The organism is Streptomyces sp. NPDC096046, assembly GCF_040303285.1.
Classification (GTDB): Bacteria; Actinomycetota; Actinomycetes; order Streptomycetales; family Streptomycetaceae; genus Streptomyces.
Genome location: NZ_JBEOSZ010000005.1, coordinates 57,454 through 71,449 on the forward strand (window position 1 = coordinate 57,454; position 13,996 = coordinate 71,449).

General features: G+C 70.1%; 14 protein-coding genes. 6 read left to right on the forward strand and 8 right to left on the reverse strand.

The features are described from left to right. The first annotated feature begins 251 nt into the window (after nucleotides 1-251). Both ABTX62_RS06320 and ABTX62_RS06325 read left to right on the forward strand, forming a co-directional pair. Complete coding sequence (locus tag ABTX62_RS06320) at nucleotides 252-1,382, forward strand: PucR family transcriptional regulator (protein WP_352115089.1); 1,131 nt, start codon at nucleotides 252-254, stop codon at nucleotides 1,380-1,382. Nucleotides 1,383-1,505: 123 nt separating this feature from the next. Further along, on the forward strand, nucleotides 1,506-1,730 hold the full coding sequence (locus ABTX62_RS06325; protein WP_352115090.1) for a DUF2180 family protein: 225 nt from the start codon (nucleotides 1,506-1,508) through the stop codon (nucleotides 1,728-1,730). Nucleotides 1,731-2,044: 314 nt separating this feature from the next. Here ABTX62_RS06325 and ABTX62_RS06330 read toward each other — a convergent pair whose 3' ends face one another. From ABTX62_RS06330 to ABTX62_RS06355, 6 genes are all read right to left on the reverse strand, one after another. After that, a complete protein-coding gene (locus ABTX62_RS06330) occupies nucleotides 2,045-2,548 on the reverse strand; it encodes an Asp23/Gls24 family envelope stress response protein (RefSeq protein WP_352115091.1) in 504 nt (167 codons plus the stop codon). A gap of 71 nt (nucleotides 2,549-2,619) precedes the next feature. Then, nucleotides 2,620-3,981, reverse strand: coding sequence for an SGNH/GDSL hydrolase family protein (locus tag ABTX62_RS06335; protein ID WP_352115092.1), 1,362 nt, complete (start codon nucleotides 3,979-3,981; stop codon nucleotides 2,620-2,622). Between the two features lie 142 nt (nucleotides 3,982-4,123). Further along, complete coding sequence (locus ABTX62_RS06340) at nucleotides 4,124-4,678, reverse strand: copper chaperone PCu(A)C (RefSeq protein WP_352115093.1); 555 nt, start codon at nucleotides 4,676-4,678, stop codon at nucleotides 4,124-4,126. A 364-nt stretch (nucleotides 4,679-5,042) separates the two neighbouring features. Further along, complete coding sequence (locus ABTX62_RS06345; protein ID WP_352115094.1) at nucleotides 5,043-5,483, reverse strand: PRC-barrel domain-containing protein; 441 nt, start codon at nucleotides 5,481-5,483, stop codon at nucleotides 5,043-5,045. Between the two features lie 3 nt (nucleotides 5,484-5,486). Further along, entirely contained in the window at nucleotides 5,487-6,056 is a 570-nt protein-coding gene (locus ABTX62_RS06350) for a PRC-barrel domain-containing protein (RefSeq protein ID WP_352115095.1), read from the reverse strand. Between the two features lie 259 nt (nucleotides 6,057-6,315). Next, entirely contained in the window at nucleotides 6,316-6,798 is a 483-nt protein-coding gene (locus tag ABTX62_RS06355) for a retropepsin-like aspartic protease family protein (RefSeq protein WP_352115096.1), read from the reverse strand. Between the two features lie 228 nt (nucleotides 6,799-7,026). Here ABTX62_RS06355 and ABTX62_RS06360 point away from each other — a divergent pair, with 228 nt between their 5' ends. Beyond that, a complete protein-coding gene (locus ABTX62_RS06360; RefSeq protein WP_352115097.1) occupies nucleotides 7,027-7,365 on the forward strand; it encodes a hypothetical protein in 339 nt (112 codons plus the stop codon). A gap of 117 nt (nucleotides 7,366-7,482) precedes the next feature. Next, on the forward strand, nucleotides 7,483-8,628 hold the full coding sequence (locus tag ABTX62_RS06365) for a site-2 protease family protein (protein WP_352115098.1): 1,146 nt from the start codon (nucleotides 7,483-7,485) through the stop codon (nucleotides 8,626-8,628). A 187-nt stretch (nucleotides 8,629-8,815) separates the two neighbouring features. Here the strand turns inward: ABTX62_RS06365 and ABTX62_RS06370 are convergent, their stop codons facing one another. Then, complete coding sequence (locus tag ABTX62_RS06370) at nucleotides 8,816-9,331, reverse strand: hypothetical protein (RefSeq protein WP_352115099.1); 516 nt, start codon at nucleotides 9,329-9,331, stop codon at nucleotides 8,816-8,818. Between the two features lie 624 nt (nucleotides 9,332-9,955). On the opposite strand from ABTX62_RS06370, the gene ABTX62_RS06375 reads away from it, so the two are divergent. Continuing rightward, nucleotides 9,956-11,044 (forward strand): PP2C family protein-serine/threonine phosphatase, encoded by a 1,089-nt coding sequence (locus ABTX62_RS06375; protein ID WP_352115100.1) that lies wholly within the window; start codon nucleotides 9,956-9,958, stop codon nucleotides 11,042-11,044. A gap of 354 nt (nucleotides 11,045-11,398) precedes the next feature. Here ABTX62_RS06375 and ABTX62_RS06380 read toward each other — a convergent pair whose 3' ends face one another. Continuing rightward, entirely contained in the window at nucleotides 11,399-11,809 is a 411-nt protein-coding gene (locus ABTX62_RS06380) for a four-helix bundle copper-binding protein (protein WP_352115101.1), read from the reverse strand. A 333-nt stretch (nucleotides 11,810-12,142) separates the two neighbouring features. Between ABTX62_RS06380 and ABTX62_RS06385 the strand changes: the two genes are divergently transcribed. Continuing rightward, on the forward strand, nucleotides 12,143-13,921 hold the full coding sequence (locus ABTX62_RS06385; protein WP_352115102.1) for a SigB/SigF/SigG family RNA polymerase sigma factor: 1,779 nt from the start codon (nucleotides 12,143-12,145) through the stop codon (nucleotides 13,919-13,921). Nucleotides 13,922-13,996 lie beyond the last annotated feature (75 nt).

Here is a 13,996-nt window from a genome sequence, read left to right on the forward strand (position 1 = left end):
TGCAACGATGGCCGTTTCGGGCCGATGCAGGTTGCCGACCTCCGGCAAGGTGCACGGAGTCGAAAGGGCTCTCACCCCCGGCGATCCGCACCCTGATGGCCCGCATGCCCGTTCGTCGCCGAAGACAACGAGCCGGCCGGACAGAAGCCGCCCGGCCACACCCCTTCACTTCATCCGAGCTGTCCCTTCCTTCCCGGCAGCGGCAAAATGCAAGGAGATCCGCGGAAGCGGACGAACGAGGTGAACGCGAGATGACCACCAGCAGCCACCCCCGCGCCAAGGGCACGGGGAACGGACAGCCGCACGAGGGGAACGGCCAGCCGCACGAGGAGGTGCTGGCCCGGGCCCTGGTGCGGTTCGGTGAGCTGAACGCCGAGGAGCGGTCCCGTCTGCGCCGGGAAGCGGAGCATGCCGCTGACGACGGCACCCCGCTGCGCCGACTCATCGAGACGTACCTGGACGCCTTGTGGCGTGGTCACTCGGCGGCGGCCGAGAGACCACCCCGCGCCGCCGCGGCGATCCCGGCGGACGCTTTGCGGGCCGTTCGCGACGTCGTGGTCATCCTCACCGAGGCGTACGAGGCCACGCACAGGTCGGCGATCAGGCGGGAGGAGGAGATACGCCACGCCTTCCTCGACGAGTTGCTCCGCGGCGCGGGCGATCTCGGCCGTATGGCGGAACGGGCCCAGGAGGTGGGCTTCCGGCTCGCTGGACCGCATCGCGTCGCCGTGGCGCGGGCCGAACCCGGCTTCACGGCCGCGGACCCTGCCGTCCGTTACGTCGAGGAAGCCATGTGCCCGGGTCGCGACGGGTGCGAGAGTCTGGTCGCGGCGAAGGACGGCGAACTGGTCTGCGTCTCCTCGGGAAGCGGAACGGCCGTCATCGAGCGCTTCGCCGAACACGTCCGGCGTTCGGCTGCCCGGCACCCCCGGACCGCTGTCAGCCGTCCCCGGCCAGGGGCGAACGGCGTGGCGCGTTCCTACCGTGAAGCGCACGAGACCTTCGACCTCGCCGACCGCCTCGGCGCTCACCATCCCGTGATCCACGCGTCAGACCTCTTGGTGTTCCAGGTTCTGGGCCGGGACCGCGCGGCCATCACCGACCTCGTGGACACAGTGCTCGGCGGCCTCCAGGAAGCCCGCGGCGGCCCGGGGACGCTGCTGCGTACCTTGACCACATACTTCGACAGTGGCTGCGCCAACACCGTCACCGCCCGACGACTGGGACTCAGCGTTCGTGCCGTGACCTACCGGCTTGCCCGGGTGCACACGCTGACGGGGTACGACCCCGACGTTCCCGACCAGCGCTACGCCCTGCAGACCGCCACTCTCGGAGCGCGCCTGCTCAACTGGCCCACGCTCCCGCTGCAGCCGGCCGACTGAGGCGCAGGAGCCCGGGGGCGCCCCCCGGCTGGACGCCGGTCTCCCTGAGCACGCCCGTTTCCCGACGGCGCGGCGCGGAACACGGTGATTGAAATGCTATGAATGTCGGATTCGGGAGGGGTCATGCAGTGCTACGACTGTCTCGCCGCGGACCGTACGACCGTGGCGGCAGCGGTATGCGTCTCGTGCGGTGCGGGGTTGTGCGCGGAACACGTGCGCGAAGAGAACAGGGAGGTCCGCCAGGTGGTCGGGATGGGCAAGGCCACCCATGATCCTCCCGCCCGCAGACTCCTCTGCGCGGCCTGCTCTTTCGCGGTACACCGGGTTTCGACGGAGGACCAGCCCTGAGGCCCGTGCTCCGGTGCCACGGGGTTCGATTCACCGTCCGCCCTCGACGGCGCGGTCGCGGGCGGACCAGGCCATGACCCCGGAACGGACGAAGTCGGCGCCTGCCGGAGAGTCGAGCGGCCATGAGGCCGGCCTCCAGGCGGCAGGGCCTTGCCTCCGGCCGAGTGCCCGAAGCGGCGCGCTCCCGCACGGTCAAGTGACCGAAGTGGGCGGCACCCAGGTCGCCCTGGTCCCGGCCCAGGTCCTGCTTCCCGCTCGGGGCCGCTCGATTCGGGCCCCGGCGGCTCACTCCTCCAGCGTCAGGGGCGCGACGATCAGGCGACGCGCCCGCCGCCGTCCTCGGACTCTTCTTCCTCTTCGTCGGGCAGATGGACGTCATGGACGGCGATGTTCACCTCCACGACCTCCAGACCGGTCATGTTCTCCACCGCCTGGATGATGTTGGCGCGTACGTCCCCGGCGGTGTCGACGATGGAGGCGCCGTACTCGACGATGACGTCCAGGTCAACAGCCGCCTGACGCTCGCCCACCTCGACGCTGACGCCTCGGGTGATGTCGCCGCTTCCGCCGGGCACCCGCTCTTTCACGGCCCCGAACGCCCTGGCCACTCCTCCGCCGAGGTTGTGGATCTCGGGGATCTCGCGAGCTGCCATGCCCGCGATCTTGGCTACGACCTTGTCCGCGACTGTGGTGTCCCCGCGGATCCCGGGAGGAGCATCGGTACCCCTGCGGCCTTTCAGCGTCGTCCCCTTCTCGCCCGCCTCGTTGCGGGATCTCGTCCCCGCGTCGGCGCTGGTGCGGTCCGTGGTCTCCGGCATGGCGGTCACCTTCCGCTCTCAGAGCTGGTTTGTGAACGGTGCAATCCCTTCAAACTCTAGGCCAGTCGGGCTTAATGGGAAAAAGATGACCAGGCGGGCGGTCCGTGTGCGTCTGCGGGGAGGGCTTGCTGGTTGGAGAGGGCGATGGCCAGGGCTCCGGCGGCCGTCGGGTGCAGCGGGGCGCGGTCCGCCGGCCCTTGGACGTACGGCTGGGCACTGCACAGGCGGTGTCCCTCGAAGTCGGGCTTCACCGTGGTGAAGCCCGCGGCTTCGGCTCCCTGGCGCAGGACGGTGTTGAGGGCGGCCAGTCGTGAGCTCAGCACCTCTGCTTTGCGCCGGGTGAGACCTTCGTCGCTCAGGCAGGTGACGTCCGGGCCGAAGGGGTCGTAGTACTCGTTGACCAGCACCGTCGGGTGCTGGGGGAGGGCGCCCAGGCGACGCAGAAGCGTGCGGTAGTCCAGGGCGAAGCGGGCGAGGCGGTTCTGGAAAAAGGCCGTTGAGGCGCGGTCGTCGCACGACGGAGAGATCGCGCACAGCTGGACCAGGTCCGACCAGCGCACGTCGTTGGCCCCGACACCGACCATGACGGCGAACGCCTCGGTGGCTCGCTGGGCCTGGGCGAACTGCGGTGGGGCAACCCGTTCTCCGAGAATCTGTACACCCAGGACGCCGTCGCGGACCGTGGCGCCGGAGCAGGCGAGGTTGAGCACCTTCCAGTCGTTGGCACGGGCCAGCGCCTGGGGGTACGAGTCCGCACTGCGCTGACATGCCCGGTCGAGGTCGCTGGGGTCGGGCAGGGGGCGGTTGCCGGTGCCCGCGGCGGTCGAGTCTCCCAGGACCACCGCCCGCACCTCGCCCAGGGGCGGGCCTTCGGCCCTGGGCACCGGGGCCAAGGGGCTGGCGCCGACGAGATCGCGCAGCGACCGCACCTCGCGCAGCACCTGCGGGGTGTCCGAGGCCAGCAGGTGGAGACCAATGGTGTTGACCGCGGTGACCAGGGCGAGGCCGGTGGCCAGGACCAGGACGGTCCTGCCGGGCGGTATGCGGCGCAGGCCCGTCCAGGCGAGCAGCGGAAGCGCAACCAGTCCGGCGGCCACCCCGGTCTCCCAGGCGCCGTAGCGGAGCCAGCCCGACGCCAGCTTCCGTCCCACCTCAAGGGTGAGCCGTTGGTGATCGCCGGACCGCAGCAGGCGAGCCACCTCCGCGTCCTCCTTGATGCGGGTCAGCTCCAGCCGGGGCCTGATCGGCCCCTCGAAGTGCGGTCCTGTCGGGAGCGTCTGGCCGAACAGATCGAGCCGGCCGGGGCCGGACAGGGTCCAGCCGAGCGGGGCGGCGCCCACGCGCACCGTCTGGCCGGCCGCGGACACCGGTTGCAACGGGGTGATCCGCACAGCCAGCCACACCGCGGCCAGCGCCAGCCCCGAAAGCCCCAAGGCGTACCAAGCGATGATCGCTACCCTGTGTCGCCCCCGGCCGGGCTCGCGCCGGGCCGGTCGTTGCCGCCTCGGTTTCACCGGTCCTGCCCCGGTGCCGCCGACGCGGTGCCGACTCTCGGCCATCGCACCGGCGCAACCGTCATTCCGGTGAAGGGGAGGTCAGTCCCGGTGCGTCGGTGGCGTCGTCGTCGACGTACGTGGGGATCTGGGAGTGCACCTGCAGGGCGATCTCGCCGGCGCGTTCGAAGCGGAGGGTGATCCACACGTAGTCCCCGCCCCGGATCTGCCGGCGCACATCTTTGAGCAACAGGTGTGTGCTCCCCCTCTCCAGTTCGACGAGTTCGCCGGAGGGGAGTGCGACCGGCCCTCGTTCGGCGCCATCGGCGTTCACGATGTCGACGGACCGGGCGACGGTCGTCTCCGCGCCGAGCAGCCTGTCGGTGCGCTCCCCTTGGTTGAACAACCAAACGTAGAAGGGGGCGTCGTCCCCCGGCTCCCACGGGCCGTCCGGGGGCTCGGCGATATGGGCGTAACGAATCAGGACCGGACCGACACGCGCGTTGGCGCCAGGGGGGTTGTATTCGTTGTCCTCACCGCCGCACCCGGTAACGCCCCAGACAGCGGCGAGACAGCCCACCACCATGAGCGTGACCGCCCCGCGCCACCGCTTCGATGTCCTCAAAGCAAGTCTCATGCCATTCCTTCTGCGTCCGGGTGGCACACATCCGATGCTGTCAGGCATGCCACGCCACCACTGTGGTGCCTCAGCCGTTGGTCCGATCGGAGGAACGGGACAGACGGCGGCGGCTGCAGGCGCCCATGCGGAGGCCGAAGGGAGATGCACCGCCTTCAGGCCGCTTCCGCCGCTTCCGCCGCTTCCGCCGAGATGCGGTTAGCCGCCGGCCGCCGCGGCGACGGGGCGGTGGGCCGTGTGCGGCCATTCACTGCTCATTGAGCCGAGGAGCAGCCGGCGCGGGCGTCCACCAGCAGGTCGACGGCCGGCGCCACCGTCACGTGGACGGCGCATACGATCCACGGCCACAGCGGGAAGACGCGCGTCACCGCGGGCCGGTGACCACCACCGCGTAGCGGCCCACTCCGATGAGGTCGTCGCCCGGGATCTGCTCATCCCCGGTCAGCAGGCGGGAGACGCGTCCTGACTGCTCGTCGAACTCGACGTCCATCACCGTGCCCATCTCGAACCCCGTTTCGGTCAGAACGGCCTTCCCGACGGGGTCGTGCACGGCGTGGGCGTGATCGCCGGTGTCCATCTCCTTCTCGTCGCGGATGCGGTCGGCCTCCTCGATGGACACCGCGTCCGGTCCGAAGGACTGGACGTCTTCCCAGAGGAGAGCGTGGTGTCCCCGTCCCCGCGTCTTCAGGCGCAGACCGGCGATACGCGACGGTGAAGGGGCGACGGTGCACGCGGCGAGCGTTCCGAGGGTCTCGGCCGTCGTCAGGTCCACGACGGCCCTGCCCTGAGCCTTGCTGAGCAGCATCGGTCAGTCCTCCTGCGGCTCGTGCGGGGGGTGGTTGCGCAGCCCTTCCACGGCGGCACCGAACCCTTCGAGGTCCCCCGCGCTGTGCTCCGCGGTGGCGTCGGGGACGAGGATGCGTTCACCGGAGACGGTGACGGGGCCGGCGACGGGCAGGAGAACACGTCGGCGCTCGGCGGTTTCCACCTCGTATCCCGTCACCGCCGGATTCCGGCCGGTCGCGATGACAGCGTCGGTGACGACTCCCAGCCGTGTGCCGCTGCGGGTCGTGATCGCGACACCCAGTACGTTGACCCCGGCGCGCTCGTCCTCGCCCGGTCCGGCGGCGGTGTCGTCCTCCTCCAGTGCGTTCTCGTCGCGGACCATGACCGCGTGCGGTCCCAGGGCGTGGACGTTCCTCCAGAGCAGGGCGCGGTGGAGCGGACCCGCCAGCAGGCCGCGGCCGGCGAGGGTGAAGCAACGGATGTCGCCGGTCGAGGAGTCGAAGACGAGGTCCTTGACCTGCCCGATGTCGTCTCCCGCCAGAGTCACCACGGGCTTCTTGGCGATCTCGCCGGCTCGCATGTAGACGGTCATGACGTCCGTCCTCCCCCTTTGCCCGGAGGGCGGCGACCCTGCGCTATCACTCCACCGGACCGGCGCCGCGCCTGCAGCACCGCGACGCAGACGGCGACGGCGGCGAGGATCGCCAGCGCGACGATGAGCCAGCTCCACCATTCCATTTCGGTGCTCCTCTTCCCCCGCACGGCAACCCGTGCGGGCTACTCGTTCAGGATCTCTCCGGACGTGTTCAGGTGTCGAGCGGACGGGGACGGCCCTGCGGCGGTAGGCGCCGTCACTCGGCGGGGAGGGTGAGGGTGCCGTCGTCGTAGTCGACGGTGATCGAGCCGAAGTCGCTGAGCACATCCGAACCGAGCAGGCCCTGAATGCCCTGGCTTCCCTTGGGAGGCCCCAGGTCGATGACCGTGACCTCACCCGGGTCGAGACGTATCTCGCCGACCTCCCACCGGTCCACCCGGGCGACGGGAACCTCCCCCGTGCCGATGACCCCGCTCACCGAGCGTCGCTCGCCGGTGCGTTCCAGGCCCACCCGGTCGGCGACCTCCTCGCCGACGACGCTCGTGGAGGCCCCGGTGTCCAGGGCGAAAGAGAAGGGCCCCCGGCCTTCGATACTGACCGGGACGAACGCCAGCGTCCTGCCGTCCTGCTCCATGACCCGCAGCGGTACCTCGCGCGCGCCCCCCGGGAGAGTCCGCGACGCACCCGGATCGTCGCGGTCCTCGACCAGAACGCAGCCCGCGAGCAACGGTGCGGCCACGAGTGCCGCGAGGAGCCGGCGGGGCCTTCGCCGATGTCTCGCGCCGGACGCTCTCTCGTCCCGCGTGCTCATGCGGCTGGGGTGCCCGCCCGACAGCCGCGCAAACCGGCGCCGACTGTGGCCGGTATCGAAATTCTGTGTCAGGCACCTGACTCGGGGGTAATCCGTCACAAAGACATGAGGAGGGGGCAAAGGGGAGGGGACAAAGAGGCAGAGGAGGTAAGAGCGATGCTTCTGCTGGCGCTTCTGCTCGTGCTGGCCACCGGCGCGTTCGCGGTCATCGCCGTCGTGGAGAACTTCTCGGGCGGCCCCGAGTACACGGTGGAGATCTTCGGCAACCAGATCGCGACGCTGACCCCGCCTGGAGTCTTCCTCTCGGGCGTGGCACTGACGCTGATCTTCTGTCTCGGACTGGCGATGCTCTCGGCCGGACAAAAACGGCATCATCGGCGCATGCATGAAACCTCCGCATCCCCGTCGGCCAACTGGACGACAGATGAGCGAGAGGGACGGCACCCGTCCCGATCAGGCCACCGCCGTCGCGGTCGGCACATCTTCGGGCACTGACGTCCTCATCTCGCGCACAGGTGCCATCAGAGGCTCGGCCGTTTCCGGGGGCCGGGTGGGGCCGAGGAGTCCAGGTGGGACCGACCGGGCGGCGGGACGAACCGGGAGGTGGCCGCTATGCGGGCGACGTTCTCACTGGGCCGTGTGGCCGGTATTCGGGTGGGGGTGCACTGGAGCGTCCTGGTCATCTTCGTCCTGATCCTGTTCGGGCTGGCAAGCGGCAGCTTCCGTGAGGCCCAGCCCGACCGTCCGGCATGGCAGTACTGGCTCGCGTCAGGAGTGACCGCGGCGCTGTTCCTGCTGTCGCTGCTGGCTCATGAGATCAGCCACGCGCTGGTGGCCCGTCGCAACGGAGTGGCCGTCGAGGACATCACCCTGTGGCTGCTCGGCGGACTCGCGCGGCTCAGGAGCGAGGCGACCACGCCCGGAGCGGAGCTGCGCATAGCCGGGGTGGGGCCGCTGGTCAGCTTGCTGCTCGGCGGGCTGTTCGCTCTGGCCGCCGGATTGCTGGCCGCGTACTCCGATGCCGAACTCGTGGTGGCGGCGCTGGCCTGGCTAGCGGGGATCAACATCCTGCTGGCCGTCTTCAACGCCCTGCCGGCCGCGCCCCTGGACGGCGGCCGGCTGTTGCGAGCGGCGGTGTGGTGGAAAACCGGTAGCCCGCTACGCGCCACCGTGGTGGCCACGGCTGCGGGACGGTTCCTGGGATGGACGCTGGTGGCTCTCGGCCTGTACCTCGTTCTGGTCGGAGCCGTCTTCAGCGGCATCTGGCTGGTGGTCATCGGCTGGTTCGTCATCGCGGTGGCCACGGCGGAGGGCGGCCAGGCGAAGCTGCGTGAACTCCTGGGCGGAATCCCGGTGAGGGACGCGATGACACCCGACCCCGTGACCGTCCCGGCCGCCACCACGATCAGCGAGTTCCTGGCCGACCCCCGTTTCCGCTACCGGCACTCGGCCTTCCCCGTCGTCGACGCCGACAACGTCGCGGCCGGTCTGGTCACCTTCAAGGGCGCCGACGTGGTCGCCGAGAAGGAACGGCCCTCCATCCCCGTCACCCACGTGATGGTGCCGGTCGACGACCTGCCGACTCCCCGCCCCGACGACCCGCTCGCCCGGCTGGTTCCCGAGTTGCAGGCCAATCCCGCCCACCGCGCCCTCGTACTGGAAGGCGACCGACTGGCCGGCATCGTCACTTCTTCCGACATCAGCCGCGTCACGTCCTGGCTGAGCTCGTCATCCTCCTGGCGGAAGCGGACCTTGTGACGGCCGCGGTCCACTGAGATCCGACCGACCTCACGCCGCCGTGGCCGAGGGCGCGACACATCATCCACGCTTCGCGCTGAGGTTTGGACGCTGTCGCCGCCGGCTCAACGGCCGCCCACGCACAACGCTCGCCTGGGAGACCCCGGTCGAGCGCGTGCCCCACCTGCCCGCCGGCACACGTCGGTGATCACTGTTGCAGCGATCCCTCGAAAGTGCCTGGCGGCGCCGGGCTTGGCGTGGGCACCGCCTTCGGCGCCGTTTCCAGTTCCTGGACAGTACCGCCGCCCGGTTCGGTACGCGGTGTGCCCGCTGTGGTGGACAGCCAGGACCAGGCCCCGAGGGCCACAGCGATGGCCGCTGCCGTGGCGATCAGCCGACCGAACCGGCGGAACCTGCCACGACCGTCGAGTTCTCGCCACGTCGGTTGTGGATCGTCGGGGTGCCACAGGTCACCGACTGCCTCCACCCCGTCGTCTGCCGGAGCGTGGACCGGAGGTTGACTGCAGCGGCCCGCTGGGCCGGTGTCGGGACGGCTGGGATGCCGAGCGCGCGCCCGCTCCCGTGCGGAGGGCTCTTCGAGGGCGGACTCGCGAATGGCTCGCTCGTCGTCCGTCAAAAATCGCAACCAGATCTCGTCGCTGATGGGTGGCATGGCATCAGGGTCGTCCGGCGTTCCTTCTCTGTCCGGATCTGGGATGGTCACGTCACCTGTTCCTCCCCGGGAAGTGCTGCGTGCTCGCGGCTACTGTCTGTGCGAGGAGGCTGACCGGCGGCTGGAGGGTTGTCCTGTGCCGACCGACCGTCGGTCAGCCCCGTGATCCGATCATTGCACAGGGCAAAAAGAGATCGCCAGTATGTGTTCGAGGGGAATTCCGCAATCGCTGGTGTAGGGGCAGGGGCCGGCCGTAGTCGTCGGCGGTGGCGAGACTGCGAAGGTGAGGGTCTCGCGATGCTCTGTCCTGCGGGGTGGAACGACTTTTCGCCGTTGTCCGCGTGTTCGCGCTCGCAGGGTCGTCCGGTGTGGTGCGGCAGAAGGAGTTGATTGCCGATGAGGGGGGGCAAGTCCCGCTCCCCGCACGTAGATTGGCAGCGCAGGGCCACTCGGTGTCAACCGGTGAGGGGCCGGAGGTGACGGGGTGCGGTGTCTCTGCCGGGCGTGGCCGCCTTCCGTGCATCGGAAAGGACAGCCTTGGGACTCGATTGGGTAAAGGACCCAGGGCGAGAGTCGTCCACCGGAGCACACCGTTGCATAGCCTAAAGGTGGGGGAGGGGCGCCTGCAGGGAAGTCCGGCGGCTCTCGACGGCCGCGACACTGCAGGAGTACCGCATGACCGACCAGAAGACGCCGTCGAGTTGGACGCTGCTGTCCTGCATGCCGGTCGTGGTGATGGCGGTGGTGGCTGTCGTGGACGTCCTGGCCGGACCCGGTGTCGGATTTCTGCCACTGGTGTCCCTCGGGCCGGCCTTCGCCGGGCTGGTCGGAGGGTGGCGCCGTACGGCGGCGTTCGGGCTCGCGGCCCTCGTGTTGTGCGTCGCGCTCGGCCTGTACGACGGGCTGTTTCACGAGCGCAGGGGCTACACCGCGCTGGCCTCCGTGGCCGGCGTGACCGGCGTGGGCGTCGCGGCCGCGGTGTCGCGGTCGCGCCGGGAGGCGGAGCTGGCCAGCGTGCGGTCGATCGCGGAGGTCGCCCAGCGGGTGCTCTTGCGGCCCGTACCCCTGACTGCGGGCCCACTGCACGTGGCGGTGTCGTACACCTCGGCGGTCGCCGAGGCGCGGATCGGCGGAGACCTGTACGAGGTGGTGGCCTCCCCGTACGGCGTGCGAGTCATCGTCGGGGACGTCCAGGGCAAGGGCCTGGTCGCAGTGGAGACAGCGGCCGTGGTGCTGGGTGCCTTTCGGGAGGCGGCATACGACGAGCCCGACCTCTCGGGGGTGGGTGAGCGCCTGGAGCGGAGCATGGCCCGGGAGCTGGAGGGGGAGAAGTTCGTCACCGCGATCCTCGCCGAGATCGGAACGGCGCGTGAGGCGGTCTTCCTCAACTACGGGCATCCGGCCCCTATGGTCATCCGCGGGGACGGCACGGCCGAGTTCCCGGAGCCGCTCGCTTTTGCGCTTCCGCTGGGTCTCGGTGCGCAAGTGAGCGAGAGCCCGGCTCCCTATCGGGTGGGCTTCGCCCCAGGTGAGCAGTTGCTGCTGTACACCGACGGTGTCACCGAGGCCCGCGACGAGGCGGGCCGCTTCTATCCCGTCGGTGAGCGGGCGCACCTGTTGGACGACCCGGACGCGTACCGCGCCCTGAAGACTCTGCGTGAAGATCTTGCACAGCACTCCGTCGGACCGCCTCACGACGATGCCGCGATGCTCCTGCTGCGCTACCACGGTCACGGGGAAGGGAAATCCGTTCCCGCGGCGTGATGGCCCTTCGCTTCCCGCGGCGTGATGGCCCTTCGCTGAACGGGCGCATCGCCGCAGCTCGCCGGTGGCCGACCAAGATCTTCCCCGTCCGTTGCGGGAACGGCACCTGCCCGCGCTGTGAAGTCAACCCAGCGCGGGCAGGTGTCGGCTGCCGCCTCTGGCTGCGGCAAGCGACTCACTCGGTGTTCGGATTCCCGGCGTGTCGCGGCGCCCCCGAAGGGATGGACAGCGGCTGCTCCTTTTCGTGAACGAAGGCAGGCCGGTGCAGCCCGGCGACCATGCGCCGACGGACGGCCGCCGAGAAGGAGCGACGCATCCGCCGCCTGTCCCCGTCGCAGCGGGTGGCGTGGGGCCTCAGCCGAGCTCGGCGAGCAGTGCGTTGCATGCCTGTTCGCAGCTGCGGCAGGCTTCGGCGCACACCCGGCAGTGATCGTGCATGTCCGCGTGGCTACCGCACTCCTCCGCGCAGGCCTTGCAGGCGGTGGCGCATGCCTGGAGCACGGCTCGGCTGATGTTCGCGTCGTAGCCGGTGTGACGGGAGAGCACCGATGCCGTGGTGTTGCAGATGTCCGCGCAGTCCAAGTTCGTACGGATGCACTTGGTCAGATCCTCGACCATGCGCTCCGACAGACAGGCGTCCGCACATGCGGTACATGCCTGCGCGCAGGCGATGCACTCCTGGATGCACCGCACCATTGCCTCGCGGTCTACACCGCCCAGGTCAGCGGGGTAGGTGTCCAGCATTTCCTTCACAGAGGTGGTCATGCTCCATCGCCTCACAGTAGGTCGTGTGCCGTGGGTGCCGCTTTGCCGTTGAGCGGGCGGCCGTACTAGGGGCCGGGTTTCACCAGGGCCGGGCCACGAAACCGGTGGCGCGTGGGCCGGCTCGATACACGACATCCTGCTTGCCGGCCCGCCTCTGCGCGGGCAGATCCTGACGTGGCCCCTTTGGGCGGGGTCACTACGCGGTGCGCGGAACCCATCCGGCGGTTGTCCGACTGCGGGTCGCGCGGCGAGCGCACACGATGACCTTTGCATAGGCTAAAGAAGTGGGGGGACCCGTGAGGTCGACCACTCCCCAACAGTCAGAGGATCAGCATGAAGCCCGACAGCATCCTCGCTGAACCTATCGAGCAGAGCGACGTGCTCTCCTCCGCCGAGCACATCGATGAACTGGTGTGCGGCGTCGCCACGCTGCCCCCCGGGCCCGAGCGCCAGGTGGCGCGCGAACGGGTCACCGGTCAGCTCATGCCCCTGGCCCGTCGCATCGCCGGAAAGTTCCGCATCACCGGCAGTGAGGACCCGGAGGACCTTTTCCAGGTCGCTTGTCTGGGACTCGTCAAGGCCATCGACCGCTACGACCCCCACCGGGGGCACGCCTTCCTGTCCTACGCGGTGCCCACCATCACCGGGGAAGTGAAGCGCCACCTGAGGGACAGGAGCGCCCTGGTGCGCCTGCCCCGCCCGGTCCAGGAAGTCCGGCAGCGTGTCTGGCGGGCGCGGGAGGAACTGCAACAACGCACAGCGGGGAATGCGCCGACACCTGCGCAGATCGCCGAAGCCTGCGACCTGCCCGAGGAAGCCGTACGGGAGGCGATGCGCTCGGAAGGTGCGCGGCACCCACGCTCCCTGGACTCGAGCCCCGAGGGCGGAGACACGACCGGCCCGGCCCTGGCCGACCTGATCGGTGACAGTGATCCGCGACTGGACCTCGTGGTGGAGCGCCTGTCACTACTGCACGCCCTGAGTCGGCTTCCCACGAGAGAACAGCACATCCTGTATCTCCGGTTCTTCCGCGACCAGACGCAGCAGCAGATCGCCGAGGCCGTCGGTGTCTCCCAGATGCACGTGTCCAGGCTGCTGAAGCACTGTCTGAGTCAACTGCGCGTGGGGCTGGCGGACCCGGCTTCGGGGTTTGCCCCCGAAGCCCCCGAAGAGGACGCACCGGGCCCACGGACCCAAGACGCGCGCCCCTCGGTGAACGTCGTCGGCGACGCCGCACCGAACGCGCGTCAGCATCGGCTCCCGCGCGTCGCCGTTCAGACACCGGCCCGGTCACTCTCGCGTCATACCCGGCCACCACGCCGCGACCAGGGCCGTCCGCTACCCGACACCGTGCAGCGCGGCCCCTCACTACGGGGCGCGCGGACCCGCCCCTCACCCAAGCCGCGTCCGCACACGCCGCTCCGCCGAAGCATGCCTTCCCTGCCAGATCACAGGCGAGATGAGGCGCCCCCAGCGGTGCCGCGAGAACCGGGGGAGGACGCGCGCCGGGCAGAGGGGGACGAACAACCCTGCGGCCGGGCCCTCGCACTGGGGCATCTCGAGCTTTCGCGTCGGGAAAGCTCCTGGACGCACATGAGGCACGGCGGCTCGCCCCCTGGGCCCTCTGACTCCAGGCCCGCGCCGCCGACGGACGCACCGGACGCTCGTCCGGCTCGCAGACCCGCATCGACACGGGACCGGCGCTCCGCCTCAGACACCGCGCGCACCGCACACACTCCCTTACGAACAGCCGACCCTGTGCCGTCCGCCCGAGTCCTCGGCGGACCGTGCTCTCTCCGCGGCTACCCGGGAGTCACCCTGCTCGACTCCGACGGCCGTCGCATCGGCGGGCCCGCAGAGCGCGAGGGACGGCGGAGCGGGTCCGAGGGACCGAAAGCCCTGGCCGTCACACTGAAACCCGGTACCAGCGCTTACGCACCACTGCATGCGGTCGCCGATGGGGTGACCGACAAACCCTGCTGGCGCCGCGCCGCGAAGGTGCAGGCCTACCCACCGGGATCCACCTGGGCGCTGCGCACACCGGCGAACGCGTTCCGGGTGTGCGGCGACGTCTTCGAGGTGGGAGCGGTCCAGCCGGGGCGGCACCCCTGACCTGCCCTGGAGCAGGGGCCGGGCCGACCCCGCGGACCTGGGCGAGCGGGCGACTCGACTACGCCGTGCCACCAC

Coding starts and splice junctions, on each gene's coding strand:
- ABTX62_RS06320 (WP_352115089.1), top strand. CDS start 252: ATGACCACCAGCAGCCACCCCCGCGCCAAGGGCACGGGGAACGGACAG.
- ABTX62_RS06325 (WP_352115090.1), top strand. CDS start 1,506: ATGCAGTGCTACGACTGTCTCGCCGCGGACCGTACGACCGTGGCGGCA.
- ABTX62_RS06330 (WP_352115091.1), bottom strand. CDS start 2,548: ATGCCGGAGACCACGGACCGCACCAGCGCCGACGCGGGGACGAGATCC.
- ABTX62_RS06340 (WP_352115093.1), bottom strand. CDS start 4,678: ATGAGACTTGCTTTGAGGACATCGAAGCGGTGGCGCGGGGCGGTCACG.
- ABTX62_RS06345 (WP_352115094.1), bottom strand. CDS start 5,483: ATGCTGCTCAGCAAGGCTCAGGGCAGGGCCGTCGTGGACCTGACGACG.
- ABTX62_RS06350 (WP_352115095.1), bottom strand. CDS start 6,056: ATGACCGTCTACATGCGAGCCGGCGAGATCGCCAAGAAGCCCGTGGTG.
- ABTX62_RS06360 (WP_352115097.1), top strand. CDS start 7,027: ATGCTTCTGCTGGCGCTTCTGCTCGTGCTGGCCACCGGCGCGTTCGCG.
- ABTX62_RS06365 (WP_352115098.1), top strand. CDS start 7,483: ATGCGGGCGACGTTCTCACTGGGCCGTGTGGCCGGTATTCGGGTGGGG.
- ABTX62_RS06375 (WP_352115100.1), top strand. CDS start 9,956: ATGACCGACCAGAAGACGCCGTCGAGTTGGACGCTGCTGTCCTGCATG.
- ABTX62_RS06380 (WP_352115101.1), bottom strand. CDS start 11,809: ATGACCACCTCTGTGAAGGAAATGCTGGACACCTACCCCGCTGACCTG.
- ABTX62_RS06385 (WP_352115102.1), top strand. CDS start 12,143: ATGAAGCCCGACAGCATCCTCGCTGAACCTATCGAGCAGAGCGACGTG.